General features: G+C 42.7%; 21 protein-coding genes and 1 pseudogene. 18 read left to right on the top strand and 4 right to left on the bottom strand.

Annotation, left to right across the window (positions count from 1 at the left end):
- Positions 1 to 82 precede the first annotated feature (82 nt).
- The 11 genes from BM358_RS11810 to BM358_RS11760 all read left to right on the top strand — a co-directional run bounded on the left by BM358_RS11810 (position 83) and on the right by BM358_RS11760 (position 12,187).
- A complete protein-coding gene (locus BM358_RS11810) occupies positions 83 to 1,111 on the top strand; it encodes a LacI family DNA-binding transcriptional regulator (protein ID WP_028541682.1) in 1,029 nt (342 codons plus the stop codon).
- Positions 1,104 to 1,982 carry a ribokinase gene (gene rbsK / locus BM358_RS11805; RefSeq protein WP_028541681.1) on the top strand — a complete coding sequence of 293 codons (879 nt, stop codon included), beginning with the start codon at positions 1,104 to 1,106 and terminating at the stop codon, positions 1,980 to 1,982. Before BM358_RS11810 ends, rbsK begins: the two co-directional genes overlap by 8 nt.
- A gap of 1 nt (position 1,983) precedes the next feature.
- Positions 1,984 to 2,418, top strand: a complete 435-nt coding sequence (rbsD, locus tag BM358_RS11800; RefSeq protein ID WP_023988928.1) for a D-ribose pyranase — start codon at positions 1,984 to 1,986, stop codon at positions 2,416 to 2,418.
- A gap of 30 nt (positions 2,419 to 2,448) precedes the next feature.
- Entirely contained in the window at positions 2,449 to 3,930 is a 1,482-nt protein-coding gene (locus BM358_RS11795; protein ID WP_023988927.1) for a sugar ABC transporter ATP-binding protein, read from the top strand.
- Between the two features lies 1 nt (position 3,931).
- Positions 3,932 to 4,900: an ABC transporter permease subunit gene (gene rbsC, locus BM358_RS11790; protein WP_013310465.1), complete on the top strand. Its 969-nt coding sequence runs from the start codon at positions 3,932 to 3,934 to the stop codon at positions 4,898 to 4,900.
- A 34-nt stretch (positions 4,901 to 4,934) separates the two neighbouring features.
- Entirely contained in the window at positions 4,935 to 5,855 is a 921-nt protein-coding gene (gene rbsB, locus BM358_RS11785) for a ribose ABC transporter substrate-binding protein RbsB (protein WP_023988925.1), read from the top strand.
- A 220-nt stretch (positions 5,856 to 6,075) separates the two neighbouring features.
- Complete coding sequence (locus BM358_RS11780) at positions 6,076 to 7,083, top strand: ABC transporter substrate-binding protein (protein ID WP_028541680.1); 1,008 nt, start codon at positions 6,076 to 6,078, stop codon at positions 7,081 to 7,083.
- Positions 7,084 to 7,115: 32 nt separating this feature from the next.
- Positions 7,116 to 8,831: an ABC transporter ATP-binding protein gene (locus tag BM358_RS11775; RefSeq protein ID WP_028541679.1), complete on the top strand. Its 1,716-nt coding sequence runs from the start codon at positions 7,116 to 7,118 to the stop codon at positions 8,829 to 8,831.
- 68 nt (positions 8,832 to 8,899) lie between these two features.
- Positions 8,900 to 9,850: an ABC transporter substrate-binding protein gene (locus BM358_RS11770; RefSeq protein ID WP_256715645.1), complete on the top strand. Its 951-nt coding sequence runs from the start codon at positions 8,900 to 8,902 to the stop codon at positions 9,848 to 9,850.
- A gap of 224 nt (positions 9,851 to 10,074) precedes the next feature.
- Positions 10,075 to 11,139 carry a FecCD family ABC transporter permease gene (locus tag BM358_RS11765; RefSeq protein WP_025720646.1) on the top strand — a complete coding sequence of 355 codons (1,065 nt, stop codon included), beginning with the start codon at positions 10,075 to 10,077 and terminating at the stop codon, positions 11,137 to 11,139.
- 1 nt (position 11,140) lies between these two features.
- Positions 11,141 to 12,187, top strand: coding sequence for a FecCD family ABC transporter permease (locus tag BM358_RS11760; RefSeq protein WP_028541677.1), 1,047 nt, complete (start codon positions 11,141 to 11,143; stop codon positions 12,185 to 12,187).
- Between the two features lie 102 nt (positions 12,188 to 12,289).
- On the opposite strand, the gene BM358_RS26455 is transcribed toward BM358_RS11760, so the two are convergent.
- The 3 genes from BM358_RS26455 to aiiA form a co-directional block, all read right to left on the bottom strand.
- Positions 12,290 to 12,457 carry a hypothetical protein gene (locus tag BM358_RS26455; RefSeq protein WP_007432475.1) on the bottom strand — a complete coding sequence of 56 codons (168 nt, stop codon included), beginning with the start codon at positions 12,455 to 12,457 and terminating at the stop codon, positions 12,290 to 12,292.
- Positions 12,458 to 12,971: 514 nt separating this feature from the next.
- Complete coding sequence (locus BM358_RS26250) at positions 12,972 to 13,151, bottom strand: hypothetical protein (protein WP_143109555.1); 180 nt, start codon at positions 13,149 to 13,151, stop codon at positions 12,972 to 12,974.
- Positions 13,152 to 13,220: 69 nt separating this feature from the next.
- Positions 13,221 to 13,976, bottom strand: a complete 756-nt coding sequence (gene aiiA, locus BM358_RS11755; RefSeq protein WP_028541676.1) for a quorum-quenching N-acyl homoserine lactonase AiiA — start codon at positions 13,974 to 13,976, stop codon at positions 13,221 to 13,223.
- 169 nt (positions 13,977 to 14,145) lie between these two features.
- Here aiiA and BM358_RS11750 point away from each other — a divergent pair, with 169 nt between their 5' ends.
- The 7 genes and pseudogenes from BM358_RS11750 (at position 14,146) to BM358_RS11725 (ending at position 19,901) form a co-directional block, all read left to right on the top strand.
- Positions 14,146 to 14,418: a hypothetical protein gene (locus BM358_RS11750; protein ID WP_028541675.1), complete on the top strand. Its 273-nt coding sequence runs from the start codon at positions 14,146 to 14,148 to the stop codon at positions 14,416 to 14,418.
- 383 nt (positions 14,419 to 14,801) lie between these two features.
- Positions 14,802 to 15,758 carry a tyrosine-type recombinase/integrase gene (locus BM358_RS11745; RefSeq protein ID WP_028541674.1) on the top strand — a complete coding sequence of 319 codons (957 nt, stop codon included), beginning with the start codon at positions 14,802 to 14,804 and terminating at the stop codon, positions 15,756 to 15,758.
- A gap of 455 nt (positions 15,759 to 16,213) precedes the next feature.
- Positions 16,214 to 17,215 carry an ROK family protein gene (locus BM358_RS11740; RefSeq protein WP_028541673.1) on the top strand — a complete coding sequence of 334 codons (1,002 nt, stop codon included), beginning with the start codon at positions 16,214 to 16,216 and terminating at the stop codon, positions 17,213 to 17,215.
- 11 nt (positions 17,216 to 17,226) lie between these two features.
- Positions 17,227 to 17,510: pseudogene (locus BM358_RS11735) on the top strand (sugar MFS transporter); the annotation flags it as partial.
- Between the two features lie 406 nt (positions 17,511 to 17,916).
- Positions 17,917 to 18,084 (top strand): hypothetical protein, encoded by a 168-nt coding sequence (locus BM358_RS26450; protein ID WP_175405306.1) that lies wholly within the window; start codon positions 17,917 to 17,919, stop codon positions 18,082 to 18,084.
- 48 nt (positions 18,085 to 18,132) lie between these two features.
- Entirely contained in the window at positions 18,133 to 18,939 is an 807-nt protein-coding gene (locus BM358_RS11730) for an HAD-IIB family hydrolase (protein ID WP_028541671.1), read from the top strand.
- A gap of 59 nt (positions 18,940 to 18,998) precedes the next feature.
- A complete protein-coding gene (locus BM358_RS11725; protein ID WP_023988912.1) occupies positions 18,999 to 19,901 on the top strand; it encodes an ROK family protein in 903 nt (300 codons plus the stop codon).
- A 362-nt stretch (positions 19,902 to 20,263) separates the two neighbouring features.
- Here BM358_RS11725 and BM358_RS11720 read toward each other — a convergent pair whose 3' ends face one another.
- Positions 20,264 to 22,225 (bottom strand): endonuclease MutS2, encoded by a 1,962-nt coding sequence (locus BM358_RS11720; RefSeq protein WP_028541670.1) that lies wholly within the window; start codon positions 22,223 to 22,225, stop codon positions 20,264 to 20,266.
- Positions 22,226 to 22,864 lie beyond the last annotated feature (639 nt).

Below are 22,864 nucleotides of genomic sequence, written 5' to 3'. Positions count from 1 at the left end.
AAATAATTAATGCTTGTCAAAAAATTAATGCTGTGATATTTTATATGTGTAACCGGTTACACATTGGAGTTGAACCTACACTATGACAACAATTAAAGAAGTCGCCAGCTTTGCAGGTGTTTCCGTAGCGACCGTATCCAGAGTTATTAATGAAACTGGATATGTACATGAGGATACACGGCGAAAGGTAGAGGCTGCAGTGAAGCAGTTAAATTACAAGCCTAATGAAGTTGCACGTTCTTTGTATAAAAAGAAATCCAGATTAATCGGCCTGCTGCTGCCGGATATTACGAACCCTTACTTTCCCTTGTTAGCTCGTGGGGTGGAGGATCGAATGCAGGAAAATGATTTTCGGATTATTTTCGGTAATAGTGATGAAGATCGCCAAAAAGAATTGGATTACATGGATACTTTTGTTCAAAATAATGTCGTTGGTGTTATTTCTTCTACCAATGATCCCGATGCCGATTGTTATGCCAAACTGAAGATCCCGGTCGTTTTTCTCGATCGAACTTCCAGTGACAGCCTCTCCGTATATGCAGATGGAGCCCATGGCGGTTGCTTGGCTGCTCAAGAAATGGTTGCCCGCGGCAGCAAACAAATTACAGTCATGCAGGGCCCTGCACATATTCGTCCAGCACAAGACCGTTTTCGCGGGGCGGTTGAAGAGCTTCAGCAATCCGGAACTGCTTACCATGTGGTCGAGACAACTTCCTTTTCGTTCAAGGAGGCCGAGTCGTGGGCCAAAGAGCTGTTTAGCAAGTACCCGGATACAGACGGAGTTATCGCAAGTAACGATATCGTGGCTACAGCGGTGATGCATGAGGCACATAGATTAGGAAAGAAAATCCCGGATGATGTTCAAATAATCGGGTTTGATGATATACCATTAAGTAGTTTGTTATTCCCGCCTTTGTCAACGATCCGACAGCCTGCTTATGAAATGGGCTGGGAAGCAGCAGGGCTACTCATTCAGTTGATTGAGCAGTCGCAAGTAACGAAGTCAAGCGTACCTAATCTTCATTCGAAAGTACTTACCTATTCAAGCATACAATTGCCCGTCAAATTTATAGAACGGGAAACGACGAGAAAGGTGGATTATGATGGCTAAAATTTCGATTATCGGAAGCAGTTCTATGGATCTCGTAGTTACTTCGTCCAAACGTCCCGGTGCTGGTGAAACGGTATTGGGTGAAAGCTTTACAACCGTACCTGGAGGTAAAGGAGCCAATCAGGCAGTAGCCGCAGCACGACTCGGAGCGGACGTTACGATGATTGGACGTGTAGGGGATGACCATTTTGGAGAACAGATTTTACGTAATTTTGAAGAAAATCATGTTTATACTGCCTATGTGAAACCGGTTACACATATGGAAAGCGGTACAGCGCATATTGTACTCGCTGAAGGTGATAACAGTATTGTCGTGGTAAAAGCAGCAAATAATGAAGTGACACCCGCCTATGTGGAAGAAGCACTTGACGTCATTCGAAGTTCGGATATTGTGTTAATTCAACAGGAAATACCGTCGGAAACGGTTGTTTATGTAAGCGAAATTTGTGCGAAGTACCAGGTACCCTTGTTGCTGAATCCAGCCCCGGCCCGTGAAGTGGAAGAAAGCGTAATTGCGAATGCGACCTACATTACGCCAAACGAGCATGAAGCTGCCATTATGTTTAAGGATATGAGCCTGCAAGAAGCGTTGCGCAAATATCCCAACAAGCTGTTTGTGACTGAGGGCAGCAACGGTGTACGATTCTTCGACGGAGAACAGGAAGTCGTGGTTCCTACTTATAAAGTAGAAGCCGTTGATACAACAGGTGCAGGAGATACGTTTAACGCTGCTTTTGCAGTGGCATTGGCTGAAGGAAATTCGTTGGCAGACAGTGTGAAATTTGCTAATCGTGCTGCGTCATTGTCCGTAACCAAATTTGGAGCCCAAGGTGGAATGCCAACCCGACGTGAAGTGGAGGAGCAAATATAATATGAAGAAACATGGAATCCTAAACAGTCATATATCCAGAATACTGTCGGATCTCGGCCACACAGACTATATTGTCGTGGCTGATGCTGGCTTACCTGTTCCTGAAGGCGTTACCAAAATTGATTTGGCCCTTAAATTGGGGGTTCCATCCTTTCAGGACGTCGTTGATGTCATTGCAGCAGATATGGTGATCGAAAAAGTAATGCTGGCCGAAGAAATTAAACAAGAAAATGAACAAGCATTACAGTATATTATGCGCACCTTTGCAGGGGAACAATTAGAACAGCCACAGCTTAATAAGCAGGCAGCCGTCATTGAGTTTTGCCCTCATGAACAATTCAAGGAGCTGACCCGGTATGCGAAGGCGGTCATTCGTACAGGAGAGGCTAAGCCGTTTGCCAATTGTATTTTGCAGGCAGGAGTTCATTTTGGATAAATCAATGTTGAATAAAAAGGAGGGTACAGCATGCAGATTCAAATGAAAGGAATTCACAAAGCCTTTGGAACCAATCAGGTACTGAGTGGTGTTGACTTTGATCTTCGTGAAGGAGAAGTACATGCCCTCATGGGTGAGAATGGTGCAGGCAAATCAACGCTGATGAATATTTTAATCGGACTGCATCGGCGAGATGAGGGAACGATCATCATTGACGGTCAGGAAACCTATTTTGCCGACCCCAAAGAAGCGGAGCAAAAAGGAATTGCTTTTATTCACCAGGAACTGAATGTGTGGCCGGAGATGACCGTGCTGGAAAATCTATTTATCGGCAAGGAAATGACATCCAAGTGGGGCTTACTAGACAGCTCCAAAATGAAAGCGCTAGCAAATGAACAATTCAGCAAGCTTTCGGTAAATCTTCCATTGAACGGTGAAGCAGGCGATTGTTCAGTGGGTCAACAGCAGATGATTGAAATTGCCAAAGCACTCATGACGGATGCTAAAGTTATCGTGATGGATGAGCCGACAGCCGCCTTAACCGAACGAGAAATTCAGAAGCTGTTCGAGGTTATTACTTCCTTGAAAAAAGATGGTGTTTCGATTGTGTATATTTCACATCGGATGGAGGAGATATTCGCGATCTGTGATCGGATTACCATCATGCGTGACGGGAAAACGGTGGATACTCAGGCGATTCCCGATACGCATTTTGATGAAGTTGTACGGAAAATGGTGGGTAGAGAGCTGACTGAACGCTACCCGGTAAGAACGCCTGCTTTGGGAGAAGTGGTGCTGGAGGTCAAAAATGCTTCGCATAAAGGGTTATTTGAAAATGTGAATTTCACTGTACGATCTGGGGAAATTGTAGGTTTTTCAGGCTTAATGGGCTCGGGACGGACCGAGATCATGCGGGCGTTATTTGGACTGGATGCTTTGGATCGTGGTGAGATTCATGTGCGTGGAAAAAAAGTGTCTATTCGTAAGCCGGATGATGCGGTGAAACTAGGGATTGGCTTCATTACAGAAGATCGAAAAGATGAGGGCTTGGTGCTGGACTTTTCCATCCGGGAAAATATGGTGCTGCCAAATCTGTTCAGCTTTACTTCAAAAGGATTTATTTCAGGTAAAAAAGAGCTAGATTTTGTTAACACTTTAATTAAGCGCTTACAAATTAAAACCCAATCGGGCGAAACAACGGTTCGCAGTTTGTCAGGTGGTAATCAGCAAAAGGTGGTTATTGCCAAATGGGTAGGTATTGGTCCAAATGTGCTCATTCTTGACGAACCGACGAGAGGTGTGGATGTGGGAGCCAAGCGGGAAATCTACCAGTTGATGAACGAGCTGACCGAACGTGGAGTCGCGATTATCATGGTATCCTCGGAACTCCCTGAGGTACTCGGCATGAGCGATCGTATTGTCGTGGTGCACGAGGGAAAGATCAGCGGAGAGCTGAGCAGGGAAGAAGCCACACAAGAAAATATTATGACGCTAGCTACAGGAGGACAGTAATATGACAACTATGAATGAATCAAAAAGCAGCAAAGGCTTTCAAATGTCACAAATCACACAGAAGCTTGGCCCGTTGTTGGGACTCATTATTTTGGTAATTATCGTATCGGTCTTAAATCCCAGCTTTTTGGAACCGCTTAATATTTTGAATTTATTGCGCCAGGTATCCATTAATGCGTTAATTGCGTTCGGTATGACCTTCGTTATTCTCACAGGCGGAATTGATTTGTCAGTCGGCTCCATATTAGCACTATCCAGTGCGTTTGTCGCAAATATGATGCTGGCCGGGTTCGATCCTATTTTGGCGATTATCATCGGTTGTGCATTGGGTGGCGTGATGGGCATGGTCAACGGCTTGATGATTACGAAAGGTAAAATGGCTCCGTTCATCGCTACACTAGCAACCATGACCATTTTCAGAGGATTAACACTCGTTTATACCAACGGTAACCCTATTACAGGACTCGGAGACAGTCTGGTATTTCAATTGTTCGGTCGTGGCTATCAGTTCGGTATTCCGGTTCCAGCGATTACGATGCTCATTACCTTTGCTGTCCTATGGATCATTTTGCATAAAACACCATTCGGACGCAAAACGTATGCCATCGGTGGTAACGAGAAGGCTTCGATTGTATCCGGTATTAAAGTACCGCGTGTGAAAATTTGGATTTACTCTCTGGCTGGAATGCTTTCCGCGTTGGCGGGTGCTATCTTGACCTCACGTTTGAACTCGGCACAACCGACAGCGGGTACTTCTTATGAACTGGATGCCATTGCGGCTGTCGTATTAGGTGGAACAAGCCTCTCGGGAGGACGCGGACGAATCGTAGGTACGTTAATTGGTGTGCTTATCATCGGTACACTAAACAATGGCTTGAACTTGCTGGGGGTTAACTCTTTTTATCAAATGGTCGTAAAAGGGATAGTCATCGCTATTGCTGTATTGATTGACCGTAAAAAATCCGCATAATACACCTAATCTGCGTAGAAGGAGACACATAAATATGAAAAAGCTTATATTAATCATGACTGCCTTGCTGCTCCTGCTCATGACAGGGTGTTCCTTGGAACCGCCCGAATGGGCCAAACCTAAAGCGGCCGCGAACCTGAAGGACATTAAAATCGGCTTGTCGATCTCAACGCTGAACAATCCATTCTTCGTCTCTCTCAAAGACGGAGTTGTGGCAGAGGCCAAAAAACAAGGAATGCAGGTCATTGTTGTGGATGCACAAAATGATTCGGCGAAACAAAGTAATGACGTGGATGATCTGATTCAACAGGGAGTAAACGCGTTACTCATTAATCCGACAGATTCGTCGGCCATCTCCACTGTGGTACAATCAGCGAATGCATTGAACATCCCGGTTATTACACTGGATCGTTCTGCTGACAAAGGAGACGTAAAAGCACTCGTCGCTTCAGACAACGTAGAGGGAGGACGAATGGCTGCCAGATATGTGATTGATCAAGTTGGAAAAGGTGCCAAAGTGATTGAGCTGGAAGGTGTTCCAGGAGCATCCGCTACCCGTGAACGTGGGAAAGGCTTCCATGAAGTAGCAGATAAGGATCTGAAAGTCATAGCAAAACAATCGGCCGATTTTGATCGGACCAAAGGTTTGAACGTGATGGAAAATCTGCTGCAAGGAAACCCGGACGTACAGGCTGTATTTGCCCACAATGATGAAATGGCGTTGGGTGCGATCGAAGCAATCCAAAGCTCAGGTAAGAACATTCCAGTCATTGGTTTTGACGGTAACGAGGATGCGCTTAAATCAATTAAGGAAGGGAAACTGACAGCCACTGTAGCTCAGCAACCCGAGCTTATTGGACAATTGGCGGTGCAGGCAGCCAAGGATGTACTTCAAGGTAAAACCGTGAAAACATCAATTCCTGCTAAGCTGGAGTTGGTGGACCAATCGAAATAAAATGGGTACTTGACCCGACATATTAAGTCTTCGGACTGATGCAAAACATACGCATCAGTCCTTTTTTTGACTAATCTACGATGATGATACATACCACATAAATGGAAGTTTTTAATTTTTGTATTGTAAGAAGAGACGGTAAAAGATAGAATAACAATTATATGATAATGAGAATCACTATCATATTATGAATTGTATATATCTAAGGAGGACGTATATTGTGCAACAAAGGTACAGATTAAAATGGGAATCCACGCTTTGTCTTGTGGTTCTTTTGATGGTTGTATTGAGTGCATGTGGAAACGCAGCTAGCAACAACCAGACAAACGATAAGACCAGCACTAATGATCCTTCCGGGCAATCCAAAACGGTTGTCATGCGCGAATATACTGATGCTACTGGCAATAAGATCAGTATCCCTGCAAATCCACAGCGAGTCGTCACAACACAATATTTGGATGCTATGCTGGCCTTGGGAGTTAAGCCTGCAGGTGCTGCTTCCCATTTGTTAGAAGGAGAATATTTAAAAGGTAAGATTGACGGAGTTGCGGATATTGGGAACCCGACAAATGTAGAAAAGGTGCTGGAGCTACAACCGGACCTGATCATCACAACAGAAGATACCACGCCAGAAGTGAAAGAGCAGCTGGATAAAATTGCTCCAACCGTAGTCGTTTTGTTTGGAGATGGGGATGTATTTAAGCAACTGCGGGATATCGCAGCCGTGCTGGGTAAGGACAAGGAAGCCGAGCAGTGGATCGCTAGTTTCGACAAAAAGGCTGAAGAAGGTCGAAAGAAGCTGGCTGGAAAATTCAAAAAAGATGAAACGGTTACCATTTATATGACCTACGGTAAGGATGTGCTAAGAGTATATGGAGCGCGAAATGTAGGACATGTCATTTACCGTTCACTGGAATTGAATCCTCCTGAGTACATACGACAGAAGCTGGAAAATGACCGGAAGTTTAACTTTGTATACGATAGCATTTCAATGGAAAAGTTACCCGAACTGTCAGGAGACCGTATTATTATGCTGGTTTATGATGAAGCGACTAAGGACGGAATGCTTAAGCAAATTGAGCAAAGTGCACTGTGGAGAAATCTCCCGGCTGTCAAGAACCACAAAGTGTATTTCATCAAAGCCGACCCGTGGTTTACCTACTCACCGCTTGCTATTGACAAATCGCTGGATGAAGCCGTTAACATGCTTTCCATCGATCCTAAATAATCGCTCGAAATTAGAAAGGAGAAGCAATGACTATGCTTAAACGTTTTTTTGAATACTACCGTCCTTACCGGACTTTGTTCATCATTGATTTCTCTTGTGCCTTGCTGGCTGCACTGCTGGAGTTGGCTTTTCCCCTTGCAGTCAATCGGGTGGTCGATGATTTGCTGCCTAGCGGAAACTGGAAATGGATTTTATATGCCTGTCTAGCTCTACTCGGTATTTATGTCATAAGTGCTGCGCTGAATTACGTGGTTACCTATTGGGGGCACAAGCTGGGCATCAACATCGAATCGGACATGCGTAAAAAGCTGTTTGATCGAGTACAAAAGCAATCTTTTCGCTTTTTTGACAATAACAAAACAGGGCATCTCGTTTCACGTATGACCAACGATCTGATGGATATTGGGGAAATTGCTCACCACGGCCCCGAAGATTTGTTTATCGCATTGATGACACTGGGGGGAGCCTTTGGTATCATGCTCGGTATTAACTGGAAGCTGGCTGTACTGACTTTCATTATTGTACCCCTCATGATTTACTTGTCTCTTTATTTCAGCCGAAAAATGTCTGCTGCTTTCCATCGTATGTTTTCTGATATTGCGGATTACAACGCTCGTATTGAAAATAACGTCAGCGGGATTCGCGTTGTTCAAGCGTTCTCCAACGAAGCACATGAAATGGAACGTTTTGCTGAAAATAATGGACGTTTCCGTAAAACGAAGCTGATCGCGTACCGGATTATGGCCTGGAATTCCTCAATTAGTTTTATACTAATGAAGCTGGTTTCATTGTTTGTGCTTGTGTGTGGAACATGGTTTGTTATCAAAGGACAGATGACCTACGGGGAATTTATCGCATTTGTGATGCTGTCTAATGTATTCCTGGGGCCGATTAAACAAATTAATTCTGTCATCGAAACGTATCCGAAAGGGATTGCCGGCTTCCGACGGTATCTGGATTTGCTGGAAAGTGAATCGGATGTAGAAGATCTGCCTGGGGCCAAGGCGGTTGGCCATCTTAACGGAGATATTCAATTTGCAGGTGTAACGTTTGGTTACGAGAACAAAGATAAGGTATTACGCAAAGTGGACCTATCTATCCATGCGGGTGAAACCGTAGCACTTGTGGGTCCTTCAGGAGCAGGTAAAACGACACTTTGCAGTTTGTTGCCTCGCTTCTACGATGTCGAGGAAGGCAGCATTACCATTGATGGGATGGATATCCGTGAAATGAAGCTGGAATCGCTGCGATCCATGATTGGTATCGTACAGCAGGATGTATTCCTCTTTGATGGAACGATTCGTGAAAATATCGCTTATGGTAAGCTGGATGCTTCGGAAGAAGAAATCTGGGATGCTGCTCGTCGAGCTCAGATTGAAGACCTTGTTCGCTCATATCCGGATGGTCTGGATACAATGATCGGTGAGCGAGGTGTGAAGCTCTCCGGTGGTCAAAAGCAACGTTTGTCTATTGCCCGGATGTTCCTTAAAAATCCGCCAATTCTCATTTTAGATGAAGCGACATCAGCATTGGATACAGAGACAGAAGCCGCGATTCAGCAGGCGCTGACAGAGCTATCCCAAGGCCGTACGACACTCGTTATTGCGCATCGTTTGGCAACGATCAAAAATGCTGACCGCATTATCGTAGTTGCAGATCAAGGGATTGCCGAGCAAGGCAGACATGAAGAGTTATTAGCAGTAAAAGGGGCATATAGCCGCCTGCACCAAGCTCAATATGGAACGTAAATAGGTCGATATGACGCCGTAAATAGAGAGAGGAATGAACGAGTTTGACAAAGAAAATGTGGATTGTGATGATGCTTCTGTCAGTCATTTTAGTTCTTACCGCCTGTGGTGGAAACGTAAAGCAGCCGGATGAAAAGCAGAATCAAACTTCTAGTGAACAAAAATCAGAGGAAACGAAAACAGTCAAAACGATTCATGGAGATATTAAGATACCGGTTCACCCTCAGCGGGTTGTAGTGGATTTGTACCTGAATGATTTATTAGCACTAGGAATTAAACCTGTGGGAAGTGTTAAATATTATCTGGATAATCCGTTTTCGAAGGATCTTGTACAGGGAATTACAAGCATTGGAGACCGCGGAAGTGTATCCATTGAGAAAGTATTGACTCTGCAGCCGGATTTGATTCTGATTGGTTCCAAAGATGCTTCTGAATATGAAAAATACAGTAAAATTGCTCCGACCATCGTGATTCCTTATGGAACGTACAAGAATGTGCATGAGGAACTGACAGCTTTTGGTGAGTTGCTTGGAAAAGAACAGGAAGCCAAAACATGGCTTGCTCAATACGATCAGCGGATGCAGGCTGCACGTGACAAGCTAAAGGGAATTGTTCAGCCTGGGGATACTTTCACCGTAATGGAAGCTTCGGAAAAAGAATACTATGTCTATGGTGATAATTTTGGCAGAGGAGGACAGGCGGTATACAGAGGACTGAATTTGACACCTCCGCCGCTTGTCCAAAAAGAATTATTAGGTGAGACTCAATGGAAATCGGTGTCAAAAGAAGTCATTAATCAATATGCCGGCTCTTATATCTTTCTGACGGTTAACAAGGATTTGGGTGGTTACGAAGGAGACAGCATATGGAAATCACTGAATGCGGTCCGGCAAGGTAAGGTTTTTGAGCTCCAGGAGGATCGATATTGGTACTTCGATCCCATCGCTATTGTAGGGCAAGCTGAAGAAATCGCAGATATGATCGTCCAGCGGAATAAAGAGAACGCCGCACAGAAGTAGTCGCTTCGGTGTTGTTGGCAGCCCTTTGGTATTTATGCCGAAGGGCTTTATTTTTTCACAATAGGGCAGATCATTAGGCATTCCTCGAAATTTGCTATTGAAGCCGTTGCCACATTAATTTACAATAGTAAAGATTGCATGATAATAATTCTCATTATCAACATCATCTTCAACACAGTTCGTGATAGCTACATACTATTCAACAGTAAGGGTGAACAATAGTTATGAAATTATCAGAATCATCGGATAGCCCCGCTCAAAGTAATCATAACCAGTCGCCGACTCAATTCCACTCGCGACCTTGGGCGGCTTCGCTTATCCTGACAGCTGGGCTTGGACTTTTAGCGTTCGGTATCGCGCTATCCCTATCTTTTGGAGCAGCCTCTATTAGGCTAGAAGAGGTATGGAACGCCGTTTTTCATTTTAAACCCGAGTTACAAAACCATCAAATTATTTGGGAAATCCGTCTACCTCGGATTCTGGGTGGGGTTCTAATCGGAGTTTGCTTTGCCGTAGCAGGTGCAATTATGCAAGGAATGACCCGAAATCCGCTTGCTGACTCGGGCTTGCTTGGACTGAACTCGGGAGCCAGCTTGGCGATGGCGATTTGCTTTGCCCTTTTTCCCGGATCTTCCTTTTTACAGTTAATGTTGTATTCCTTTGTTGGTGCAGCTCTGGCTGTTGTGATGGTATATGGTACAAGCTCCATATCCAAATCAGGTCTTACGCCAGTTCGTCTTGTATTGGCGGGTGCAGCTGTCACGGCATTGCTGTCTGCCTTAGGAGATGCGATCAGTTTGTACTTTAATGTTGGACAGGATTTAGCCTTTTGGTATGCCGGAGGGCTTAGTGGAACCAAGTGGGTTCAGCTCGGTATAGTTTTGCCTTGGGTTGTGGCAGCTTTTATCGGCGCTCTCATGTTGTCGCGCTCTATTACGCTGCTTAGTCTGGGAGATGAAATTGCGTTAAGTCTTGGTCAGCGAACTGGGGTGGTAAAGGTAGTCGGGATGATTCTTGTTCTGATTCTGGCGGGTGCAGCGGTGTCGTTGGTTGGTTCTATAGGTTTCGTGGGATTAATTATTCCCCATATAACCCGCAAGCTGGTTGGCGTCGATTATCGCTGGATTATTCCATGCTCGGCCATTATGGGAGCTTTACTCATTGTGTTTGCCGATCTGGCAGCCCGTATGATAAACGCACCTGAGGAAACACCGGTGGGCGTACTTATTGCCTTAATCGGGGTTCCATTCTTCCTTTATCTGGCACGTAAAGAAAGGAGGGCGCTGTAAGATGATTAACGTTACGAATGGGGCTATTGCCAAAGCTAGTCATCGTAAAAAAATCCATGATTGGATGGTTGTAATTATTCTGCTCGTATTGCTCATTGCTGCGTTCACCATAAGCGCGAATACGGGAACCATCCGGCTTTCGCCAATGGAGCTATTTAGAACCTTGTTTGGACAAGGGACTCCACAGCAGGAATTAATCCTCTTTGAATTCCGATTGCCGCGAATGGTTATTTCTCTTCTAATCGGTGCAGGTCTCGCTGTTTCTGGCTGCATCATGCAAGGGGTCTCACGTAACGGCTTAGCGGACCCTGGTATTCTGGGGATTAATGCGGGCGCCGGGCTGATGGTCATGCTGTTTGTATTGCTTTTTCCATCTATGCAAACTACGAATTCATTGTTTTTACTTCCCGCTCTTGCGCTGATTGGATCAGGAGCAGCTGCTATTCTCATCTACGCGCTTTCTTACAAGAAAGGCGAAGGAATTTCCCCGACAAGGCTACTGCTGAGCGGAATTGGCGTAGCGGCGGGTATCAGTGCTGCGATGATCATTATGACTCTTAAGCTGACACCTGAAAGCTACACGTTTGTAGCTAATTGGTTAGCAGGAAGCATCTGGGGCTCAAACTGGAAATTCGTAATGGCTCTGTTGCCTTGGCTGATTGTATTGCTTCCTTTCGCATACTACAAAGCAAATGTGATGAATGTGCTTAATCTGGGAGATCAGACGGCATCGGGGTTGGGTACACCTATCGAAAAGGAACGTATTCTCCTTCTCGCTGCTGCGGTTGGATTGGCCAGTTCTAGTGTTTCGGTTAGCGGCGGTATCGGCTTTGTCGGTTTGGTGGCTCCACATTTGGCGAGAAAGCTGGTGGGTCCGAAGCATAAAATGCTACTGGTAACCTGTGCTTTAGTCGGAGCACTCCTGGTCCTTGTAGCGGATACGATCACACGATCCTTATCTTTACAGAAAGAAATACCGACAGGTTTGATTGTAGCCATCATTGGTGCGCCATACTTTTTATATCTGCTGAGTCGCTCCAAAGGGTAACATTACGAAAGGATACCACCTGTCAATTAAAATAACCTTCAACACCACTAAGGAAGTGGGGCTGAAGGTTATTTTTTTCATTTGATTTAGCAGCCTTTCATCTCAACGGGAAGTATTCAAGGCATGAGAGGTTTGATGCAGCTCTCTGATCATTTTATGCAACGTGTAATTTTCCTGACGTGTCACGCCGTGTTGATTTTCCTGAACCAGCAACTGATGGATGTTTCGTTTTAGAATTTCACTTCGACGTTCCAGCATTTCGGTACTCATAAATAAATGAACACTCCCTTTGTCATGAATAAACCTACATTTTTGAAATGAGCATAGGCTGAATATAAGTTTGCCTTTCGACTTCTTTAAGTATATCGTGCTAGATGATCAAGGGAAAACGGAGCGAGACTGCAAATTACTTTTTCTCATCATCCATGCCGTGTCGACAGCGACTCACCCCATGAGTTCTTAGATATACTTCCTGATGCTGGCGATAACAGGAGATTAGACGTAATTAACTTCATGTATATAATTTGACTAGCTCATGTTTTTTGATATAAACGGATTTAGTGTATTAATCCATTTAAAATTTTGCTGAAAGCTATGGAGGGGAGCAACTAGAACTGCAAAGGTGTATTCAATGCAACATTGGTTTATTCCATATCAGCGAGCTCAGTTAACCAAATTTTGCAGTTCTAAATGTCGGAGTCATTACAACTACCTAATGAAAAGAAAAGAATAAGAGGCTATAACATTTTGGAAGTGAGGAGATACAATAATGATTATTTAAAAATCAAATGAAGAAATTGAGATCATGAGGGGAGCTGGCCGAATTACGACTATTCTGCCAGTCCGCACCACTTGCCTTTGAGGCCGAACTTTTCAAGTCCTGTGTGTACGCCGTAGACGTATACTGGAAGCCATGATCCGAATGAAGCACGGCTCCGGATACGTCTATTTTGTGTGCATTCATAATACCAATTTCTTTATACCCCGGACCGAAAAGATCCGAAATGGTGGAGAAATAGCTGCTTTATCATCATTATTTGTATTGTGGATATACCGGCTGAACGGCTACCTGCTCAGGATCATGACCGAAGAACAACTGATTCGGCTTAACCTCCTGCACAATCTGCTGAATGCGGGTGATTGACTGGCGTGCCTGTTCACGGTCAAAGCAGTCAAACGGCACGTCGTTTGCGTAATTCTCCTGCGTGTAGGCAACATCAATCGTCAGCATGACCGGACCCGATTCCTTTGTTGTGACCAGCGCGGACTGATGACCCGGCGAATGACCCGGAGTATAGAACAGTTGCAAACCTGGAACCAGCTCATGATCCCCTTGAAGCAGTCGGTAATTCAAGTCCGCCTGCACGCATTCAGGTGGCGCATACTCCAGATTACCGATCGCAGCGTCTGCTTCGGTCTGCTGCACATAAATCGGTGTATTCGGAAAATGCGGATTGCCTCCAGCATGATCCATATGCATATGAGAGATTACGATGGCATGGATATCGTCCGGTTGATAGCCGATCCGATTCAGTACAGCCACGATACTATCATCGGCTGACATATGGGGAATGAAGCGCCCTTCAAACGGTGTACTTTTAAAATAATTTGGATTGTCGATAAACGAATCCGGCATACCGGTATCAATGAGAATCGGACCGTGATCTGTCTCCAGCAGATACGACCAGATTTGCAGGCGCACCAGTTCACCGGGCTGTGCATGATGGTTGAGTGAGGAGCGATCAATATCAAGCTGACCGATCGGTAACCAGTACAATTTGTTAATCATACAATCATCCTCCAATCTTAGTTTACATAATAATTATTATGTAGTTATGAATCAGGGTTTCGGCTGACAGAAAGTGATGTTTGTATTTTCGTTTGTAAGATCCGGGTGCTGGAGCCTCATGCTGTCGTTGTAATCTCACTCTTTCGAAAATTAATTTTTAATAGTTTAAATGATAAGGCATGTAGGCGTCCAGCAGAAATTTGCCCAGAAGCTGGATCACACGGTCATCATCTCGAAAATCGGTGAAATTCTTGGTGATCCACTGCTGCTATTGGGTGAAAATTACAATCAGCTAGCAGGCTATCATATGGAGATGGTGCACGCGCCGGAAGATGATCCGGATAGCGAGCTGGAAACTGCATATGATATTCATGTTTTGGCCACTATGGCGATTTTGACTGCTACCGATCGAGAGCAGCGCCCCAGCTTGCTGATGAAGTAGAGAAGTGGTGCTGCATGCAAGACTATTGGCTATTTAGTTTTGTTTTGGATATGAATGAATTACATTCGGAGAACTTTTCTTGAGCGTGTTTTAATTTGTCTACATTGTGGGATCGACCCCCTCTGACCCTATGCCACCCCGTTAAGTGCTTTGAAATGTCTGCTTGAAGGCGATACCAGGCTGGACAAGAGGGGAGCGCTTTATTTATACTTAAAAAGCGCTAAAAAAACAGCGTATAATATAAATTATACGCTGTTTAGGTTTAAAACGACTTTTAGAATCTCTCCTGCATAAGATGTCGATTGAATTGTCGATAAAAATCAGACGAAAATGATCGTTTTACAGTATATTTCGGAATATGAACTGAATTGGAGGCGAACGGGATGAAAAAAGAGTTGCGACATGTGGAGCTCGATACAACTGAAGAAACTGATGAAATATATACTGAGGAGCTGGAAGTTTTTTTGATCTGGATGAAGGATGCGGGATATACGATACATACGCAAAAAAATTATATGGGGGATGTAAAGCAATTTTTACGCACGTTGCGTGAAAAACCACTCGATCAGGTGAAGAAGATTCATGTTATGTCGTATTTGTCTAAAGCGCGGGAGGGAGGCGCCGGAGATAGTACGCGGAACCGGAAGCATGCAGCGGTGAACAGTTTTTTTAAAGCGCTACAGGAATTTGAGTTATGCAGCACAAATCCGGCAGCGGGAATTAAAAAAGCAAAAACTGAAAAGAATCGTATGCCCGTCTATCTGGATGAAAAGGATATTCATCCGTTTTTGCTCGCGGTGGAGGGGAAATATGCAAATCGTAATATGGCTATTTTTCTGCTGATGGTCTACATGGGATTGCGGGTGGGGGAGGTTCATTCATTGAATGTCTCGGATTACAGCCGAGAAAGACGTACCTTAGATGTGTTCGGTAAAGGGCGTAAGTGGCGTACTCTCCCGGTACCGGAAGCCGTATGTGATTTTGTAGAGCATGCGTTGGAGGAAAGATTGACGCCGTGGAGAGGTAAAGAGGATGCGATGTTCGTATCCCAAAAAGGCCGCCGTCTGGCAGTGCGCACCATTCAACAGATCGCTACAGAAACGTTCGAACGATTCCAGCAAGATAAGAGTATAGATCGCCGGGAGGCTTATTCCAGCCATAAGCTGAGACATACATTTGCGACAATGCTATTACGTAAGGGAGCAGATCTGCGTACCGTACAGGAGCTACTGGGGCATTCATCCATTCAGACAACCACAGTATATACACATGTCACTGATCGGGAAAAAGAAAAAGCAATGGATAAGCTGGATATTCAGATACCGATATCAGGATTGTAAGTATAGCATGAAAGTTGAGATTGAATGAAAAATATTTTACATAATAATCATTATGTAAACTCGTCAGAGGAAGTTACATCCTGACTTGAAAATTACATCAACGGCTTTAGGTCATTATGATCATGAACGTAGTATTCTTTTTCATAGCGTTAGTTTTGTTTTTGATTGATTTGCTCCAACCTGATACTGATTAGCTGCCACCCAATCATTTTGCGCATACGATTCGATTTTGGTTCTTCAACAGCATTCTTCAATAGATTAGCCTCCTTATTTTAGCGATCATCTTATGTTAAGCATGAGAATAATTCAGAATAAGCTGGAAAGCAATAGTGAATTAAGGGTTAGTACGATATTGCCTTGACAAAGGTAATATTTAGTTGCAAAATTGGTAAAACAACTTTATAAATATGGTTTATAAAGTTGTTTTATGATTTTATAAAAAGAAGGTGCTATGTATGGAAAAAGCTAATACAAATTTAATTAAAGAAATAAATCTGAACCTGGTTCGCAAAGTATTGAAACAGATCAGTAAGACAACAAAACCCCAACTAGCCGCATTGACTGATTTAAGTGTGGTAACTATCAATACCCTTATGCAGGAATTGCTTAATAATGGAGAGATCTTTGAAGATGAAATCGTCCCTTCAAACGGAGGCAGGCATGCGTTAACCTATCGTTTTAATTATGAGTATAGTCTAGCACTGATTATACATATTAACGAAAAACAAGGGACAGATGTAGTGTGTACTACGGTAGTGAATTTAAATGAGGATGCTCTGATGAAAGAAGAGCATCCCTTTCAAATTTTTAATGCTACACAATTTTATTCCACGATTCAAGACATCATTTCCCTCTATCCTTCCATTAAAGTTATTGGAATAGGAATCCCGGGACAATCTGTAAATGGAGAAATTACAGTCAGCAGTCATGAAAGATTAAATGGAATTCGGTTGGCAGAGGATGTGCAAAGCAAATTTGGTTTGCCGGTTATTGTGGAGAATGACGTAAATGCCGCTGTATGTGGTTACGTCTATAGAGAACAAATAGATGAAGATCAATGTGTACTGGCTATTTATTTTCCTGAGAATTCTCCACCAGGAATGGGGATTTATTTGCGAAATGGGGTTTTAAAAGGCAAACATGGATTAGCTGGTGAAATCAAATTCCTTCCGTCGATAGTTTGGGATGAGAGCAAGGGAACGGAAGTTTTCTTCAATAGTATATGTGAAATTATTCAAATATTACAATCTGTATTTGATCCTGATCGAATTGTGATCTATAGAGAGAATATAGAAGAAGTGTCTTTCTTTCATTTTTTAGAATCCTACAAATCTAAACATAAGATGCCTTTGTACCCTGAGGTTATTTTCTCAGATTTATTTTATGAAGATTTTAAAACAGGTTTGAGAGGGTTAACTCTAAAAGAATTGGAACGTCCAATCATTGTCTTTAAATAATGTATATATGATTACCTGGGTTTATTCTTATTGGTTAGGACTTGCGCCGATTTACCCTGGACTTCTTCATGAAACGCCAACTCGGTTTGGTAAAGAGAATTCTTCCAAACTCATGAGATATCAAATGGCAGTTGCTTATACAGGAACGACATTACTTCCTCCCATTTTTGGGGTTATAGCTTCTCAGACAAGTATTCATTTTTTCCCGATTGCCGTCATTGTTTTCCTTCTTTTTATGCTGTTCAGTTCAGAACAAGTGAATCGTACATTGAAAAAGAGAACTTTGAACGGTTAACCCAAGATTATATCTTAAATCATAAACACCCATGACAATAACGTGCTTTTCTATAAATTATCACTTGACCTGAAACGCGTTTCATCAGCTAAAGTAAACGTGTAACCTAAAAGAGAAAGCGAGGGCACTCTATGATCTCACTGATTTTACTTTGCTCAGTCATATGGATTGGTACTTATTGGTGCTTAACATTATCCGGGCAGCCTAAGGAAGTAAAACCTTACCGCTCCATCGATGATTTTTTTGAATAACTTTGTATGTCCACTTAATAAAGGAACTTTTTTTACTCACTTTATTAATATGTTTAATTAAATGGTTTAATAAGTGTACAGGATTTGCAATGCACCTATTAAATGGATCAAGTTCTGGAACTAAGTTGGATTTACGGAAATAAGGAGGTGTGACTGTGTGGGCGATAGAAGGTATTTCATGTATCATAATTTTAATCATTATGTATTTCATGATCAGTAGTTTGGTACATTCTCCTCATGTTCAAAAGCTTGCAGCACGAATGTTTGAAGATTTTAATAGAGATTTTGATGTTGATCCATGGAAAGAAAATGAAAAGCCGTAAATTAAACTGGCTAATAAAGATCTTTATATATTAAGGGAGGATTTATAGATGTTTAAACTGGTGGTAAGTGATCTGGATGGTACTTTTTTGAATAATAGTGGCACTTTCGATGTCGATTTATTTAATCAGGTGTATGGAGAAATGCAAGAAAGTAATATTTCCTTTGTAGCCTGTACAGGCAAGCAGTGTGAAAGAGTAGAAGAATTATTTGGCGAGCACGGAAAAGGGATCTGGATCTTAGGGGACAGTGCTACGCGGATTAAAAAGGATGGAGTCGTCGTCAAAGAGTTTACGATTGAACGCAATTTAGCATTACAAGCGATAAGAGATATCGAAAGTTTTTCCAATGACTTCATTATCATAGCATGTACAACGGAAGCAGCATTTGTTCATTCTTATATTCAAGACGAATACTATAAAATTGTGAAAGGCTCGTATAAAGAAGTGATTAAAATTGATTCATTTGATCAAATCAACAGTAGCTTTCTTAAAATAACTGTATATGATCCGGCTGGAAGAAGTTCCTTATTAAGAAAACATGTTGAAAAGACTCTAATGGATCAAATTTATATCGTTGATTCTGAAGCAAATTGGCTGGATATTACAGCACTTCATACCCATAAAGGGGAGACGGTAAGAAAACTCCAAGAGATATTGGGGGTTACTGAGGATGAGACCCTGTCTTTTGGAGATGGTGAAAATGATGTGGAACTTATGAGTATAGCAAAATATAGTTTTGCTATGAAAAACGCATGTGATAATACTAAAAATGCAGCCAGTTTTATCACTAAATCCAACGAAGAAAACGGTGTCTTATTAACGATAAAAAAAATGATGGATTTACAAAAGCAATAATATTAATTATCGTTATGGAGAGAAGACCCCAAATGCCTCATGAAAGGACTATACGTAGCATGAAAAATAAAATACTGGTTTTTGATATTGGTGGCTCTTTTATTAAATTTAGTTTGTATTTTCAAGGTGAATTTATGTGCAAGGGGAAAGTTAAAACTCCATTGGACTCACTTGAGAATCTGCTTGTAGCTTTGAAGCAAATTCATAATCAGTTTATGGATGAATGTGAAGGTATAGCCGTCAGCATGCCAGGTATTGTGAATTCGGAAAGCGGTCACATGGTGCATGGCGGTTCATTAAGATATATAAATGATATAAATATGCTTGACGTTTTTAAGAAAGCGTTTCACAAGCCTGTAGCGATTGAAAATGATGGAAAGTGTGCTGCTCTTGGAGAAGCATGGCGTGGTTCATTACAAGGGATTACCGATGGTGTCGTTCTGGTCGTTGGAACAGGGATGGGCGGTGGAATCATCTCTCAAGGGAAATTGTTGAAGGGCCATCATTTATCAGCTGGGGAGTTCTCCTTCATTAGAACGAACAACGAAAATGCAGACAATGATGATTACTTGCTTGGTATGCAAGGGAGTAGTTTTGTTTTAACTAAAACCGTTGCGAAAGCCAAAGACCTTCCTGCAGATTCTATGACAGGTGAAAAGATATTCAAGTTCATTGAAGAAGGTGATGGCACGGTCCAAACGATTTTTCGAGAATACTGTAGGAACATCGCAACACAAATCATTAATTTGCAATCCATACTTGATCCTGAAAAGTTTGTAATTGGGGGAGGCATATCTGAAAATCCTTTACTGGTTATTACCATTAGGGAAGAGCTAGAAAAGCTTTATAAGGATTCTTTCTATAATTTTGTGCGTGCAGATATTGAACAAAGTAGATTAGGCAATGAAGCGAATTTGCAAGGTGCTATATATAACTACAAACAATCCTATCATCTTGAATGATAACAAAAGTTATATTTCGATGAGCGCGGGATTGTGTATTACAAACAAATAAAATAACAATAAAAGAGCGTGCCTTAACTTTGGACACGCTTTTTTTGCATTACAAACGTTTGATATAGGAGCTTTATATAATGAAGCTGGATTGAAGGTTAGAAGCCGAGTTTTACATGAACTTTGGATGTCTGATTTATCTTGTCCCTCTCTAGTAAGGAATCATTAAGTTTACATAATATATATTATGTTTTTTTTGTGTGGTAAAATCTGCAAGTGGATCACTCTTATCAAGTGTCCGCTTGCAGATTCAAGTTTCACTGACAATATAAAAATAACTTATTTTTTATATTGAGAATATACGCATGCGTCTATATTTCATTTTCCGGGGGAGATTCAATCATCACTCCTTCGACATGCTTGCGTCCCAGCAGTTTTCGTTTTTTGCGGTTTTCCTTGGTTTCTAAAACAATATCCAGATCATAGTCGTCAGGATACAATTCAGTAGCAGCGATGTGAAGGGCGAGCCTCTTTTTGTTTATGGTTAGCTTCTGTCCTTGGATTAAAATCCCGACATTCCCCCGTTCATCCTCGGTTTTGTATACAATTCCAGTTCGATCCAGGTAGCCTACATAAACACTATCACCAAGGGCAAATGGCTTGGTTTTGAGAGGAATTTCTTGTTTCCCCCGTTTTGTGACTGTACCGTCTAAAGCTGCTTTTTTAGGGAGAGGCTTATTTGCATCATCAGACTTTTCATCATCTACAGAAGGGGGAATAACAAACGATTCCTGTGTTTTCCGAGACACTCTGCCTGCAGAAATGGCCTCAGAACGCTCGATAATACGTGTCCACATGCCCAGCTTCAAGGCAATCGCATATGCATAGCTTTCTCCGGCCTCTCCAATGCGAAGTCGATACAATGGTTGCAGCGTTTCGGTATCAAACTCCATACGAGCATTCTGAAATCCCGGTGTGTTTTCAGCAAAATGCTTGATTTCGCTAAAGTGGGTTGTAGCCACTACTGTCGCCCGGCGACGGTGGAATTCTTCTAGCAACGCGATAGAGAGGCCTACCCCTTCTCCCGGATCGGTACCAGATGCCATCTCGTCAATCAGGATCAGAGTAGAGTTGCCTGTTGTCTCTAAAATGCTAATCATGTTGCGGATGTGTGCAGAAAAGGTGCTCAAAGCATGTTCAATGCTTTGTCCATCCCCGATGTCAACCACAATTCCCTCGAATACTGCCATTCGGCTGCCATGCAAAACAGGTACCAGTAGCCCAGATTGCACCATTAATGTTAATAGTCCGACGCTTTTGAGGGCCATCGTTTTTCCGCCTGTGTTCGGTCCGGTGATGATGAGTGAGGAATATCCTTCACCAATTGAGAAATCAAGCGGCACCATGGTATTGGACATCAACGGGTGACGTGCACCTCGGATGTCTATAATCCCGTCAAGGTTAAGTTCGACAGGGACAGCATCCAGAGTCATGGCGTATTTGGCTTTTGCCAATAAAAAATCCAGTACACCTACCGTCTCTGTATTGATGCTTAGTTCCCGATTGTATAACTCAGCCATTGCCGTCAGGTCTCCCAGTACTTTCATTTCTTCTTTTGATTCTTCTGCCATGTTCGCGCTCTGATCGAATTGCAGATTCGTGATCTCGGCAGGTTCAACGTAAACCGTTTGACCACTTCCCGATTCATCCAGTACATTGCCTTTCACTTGTTTACGGAATTCTTTTTTGATTGGAAGCACGTAACGGCCATTGCGCTGACTAATCATATTTTCCTGCATAATGGATCGGTGACGGCTGGTGAGAGAGTCAAGTTTCCTCTTGATACGTTCTTCAGTAACCGCAATTTTTTTGCGAATTTTAGCTAGTTCTTTACTGGCGATATCCGTCACACGTCCCGAATGAATACATCTTTCGATTTCGGAAAGAAGTGGCTCCATGCTATACATGGAAGATGCATAAGCGCTGACGGTTGGAGCAGCGTCCGCCTTGGAATGCATATATTTTATTAGTTGAATGCAGCTTCTAATGAATTGGGCCATATGAGAAAAATCGCGCTCGCTGAACATATACCCGGTTCCAAGCAGATGAAGAATGTGCTCCATTCCTTCCAACGAAGGAACAGGGACGCTTGCTCCATGGCGAATGATCTGTAAGGCTTCGTTCGTTTCGTCAAGACGAATCTTAATTGTACGGATATCAGCAATTGGCCGCATAGAAGCAGCGTGACGCTTACCCAGGTAAGAAAAAGCACATTCGGAAACTCTTGTTTTAATTTGATCATATTCCAAACGCAGCATTGTAGTTTCGTTCATGAATAAATCGCTCCTTTAGTTGTGTAGTGTCAGGATTTTGGAAACCTTGCTGTTAAAATAAAAAAGGGCGGAGAATGAACAAAACGTTCATTCTCCGCCCTTAAGGAAAGAGGGAATTATCATCAAATAAGCCTGTTATGCAGCTTTTGTAGTTCCGAGTTCCGTGTTTCCAATTTATTCACGCAACAGCTCTTTTCTAAGCTATTTGGATCGAATGGAAGACGTTTAAAGGGAAGTTACAAAATCTGAAAACAAAAAAACCGCGCTGAACACAGCACGGAATAGGGCCTGGATGAAGATAATCCCGAAGGCGATTTATGATATCCGCATGTTCTTAACTAATATCAGGGTAACAACACGGCAACAAACAAACCTGTCCCCGAAGGGTACAAGCGCCTGATGATACTCCCTGAATATGCAATTGCTTAGTTAAGAACGTTCACCGACATCAAAATCTCTCCCTTAATTGAAGATATAACCATACTATACGATTGGACAGGCGTTGAAGTCAAGGTCGACTTCTTTAATTCGATACAATGGTGATCATAAAAATAACATAATATATATTATCCTGAATTTCGAAAGCCCGTAAGATCAAAGAAGCCAGAGACTCACCGCTCAAAAAACCTGTAAGAATCA

Origin of the sequence: Paenibacillus sp. cl130 (genome assembly GCF_900116035.1) — a bacterium.
GTDB lineage: Bacteria > Bacillota > Bacilli > Paenibacillales > Paenibacillaceae > Paenibacillus > Paenibacillus polymyxa_B.
This window is presented reverse-complemented; position numbering and strand designations above follow the sequence as displayed.

Coding starts and splice junctions, on each gene's coding strand:
- BM358_RS11810 (WP_028541682.1), top strand. CDS start 83: ATGACAACAATTAAAGAAGTCGCCAGCTTTGCAGGTGTTTCCGTAGCG.
- rbsK (WP_028541681.1), top strand. CDS start 1,104: ATGGCTAAAATTTCGATTATCGGAAGCAGTTCTATGGATCTCGTAGTT.
- rbsD (WP_023988928.1), top strand. CDS start 1,984: ATGAAGAAACATGGAATCCTAAACAGTCATATATCCAGAATACTGTCG.
- BM358_RS11795 (WP_023988927.1), top strand. CDS start 2,449: ATGCAGATTCAAATGAAAGGAATTCACAAAGCCTTTGGAACCAATCAG.
- rbsC (WP_013310465.1), top strand. CDS start 3,932: ATGACAACTATGAATGAATCAAAAAGCAGCAAAGGCTTTCAAATGTCA.
- rbsB (WP_023988925.1), top strand. CDS start 4,935: ATGAAAAAGCTTATATTAATCATGACTGCCTTGCTGCTCCTGCTCATG.
- BM358_RS11775 (WP_028541679.1), top strand. CDS start 7,116: ATGCTTAAACGTTTTTTTGAATACTACCGTCCTTACCGGACTTTGTTC.
- BM358_RS11770 (WP_256715645.1), top strand. CDS start 8,900: ATGATGCTTCTGTCAGTCATTTTAGTTCTTACCGCCTGTGGTGGAAAC.
- BM358_RS11765 (WP_025720646.1), top strand. CDS start 10,075: ATGAAATTATCAGAATCATCGGATAGCCCCGCTCAAAGTAATCATAAC.
- BM358_RS11760 (WP_028541677.1), top strand. CDS start 11,141: ATGATTAACGTTACGAATGGGGCTATTGCCAAAGCTAGTCATCGTAAA.
- BM358_RS26455 (WP_007432475.1), bottom strand. CDS start 12,457: ATGAGTACCGAAATGCTGGAACGTCGAAGTGAAATTCTAAAACGAAAC.
- BM358_RS26250 (WP_143109555.1), bottom strand. CDS start 13,151: ATGAATGCACACAAAATAGACGTATCCGGAGCCGTGCTTCATTCGGAT.
- aiiA (WP_028541676.1), bottom strand. CDS start 13,976: ATGATTAACAAATTGTACTGGTTACCGATCGGTCAGCTTGATATTGAT.
- BM358_RS11750 (WP_028541675.1), top strand. CDS start 14,146: ATGATAAGGCATGTAGGCGTCCAGCAGAAATTTGCCCAGAAGCTGGAT.
- BM358_RS11745 (WP_028541674.1), top strand. CDS start 14,802: ATGAAAAAAGAGTTGCGACATGTGGAGCTCGATACAACTGAAGAAACT.
- BM358_RS11740 (WP_028541673.1), top strand. CDS start 16,214: ATGGAAAAAGCTAATACAAATTTAATTAAAGAAATAAATCTGAACCTG.
- BM358_RS11730 (WP_028541671.1), top strand. CDS start 18,133: ATGTTTAAACTGGTGGTAAGTGATCTGGATGGTACTTTTTTGAATAAT.
- BM358_RS11725 (WP_023988912.1), top strand. CDS start 18,999: ATGAAAAATAAAATACTGGTTTTTGATATTGGTGGCTCTTTTATTAAA.
- BM358_RS11720 (WP_028541670.1), bottom strand. CDS start 22,225: ATGAACGAAACTACAATGCTGCGTTTGGAATATGATCAAATTAAAACA.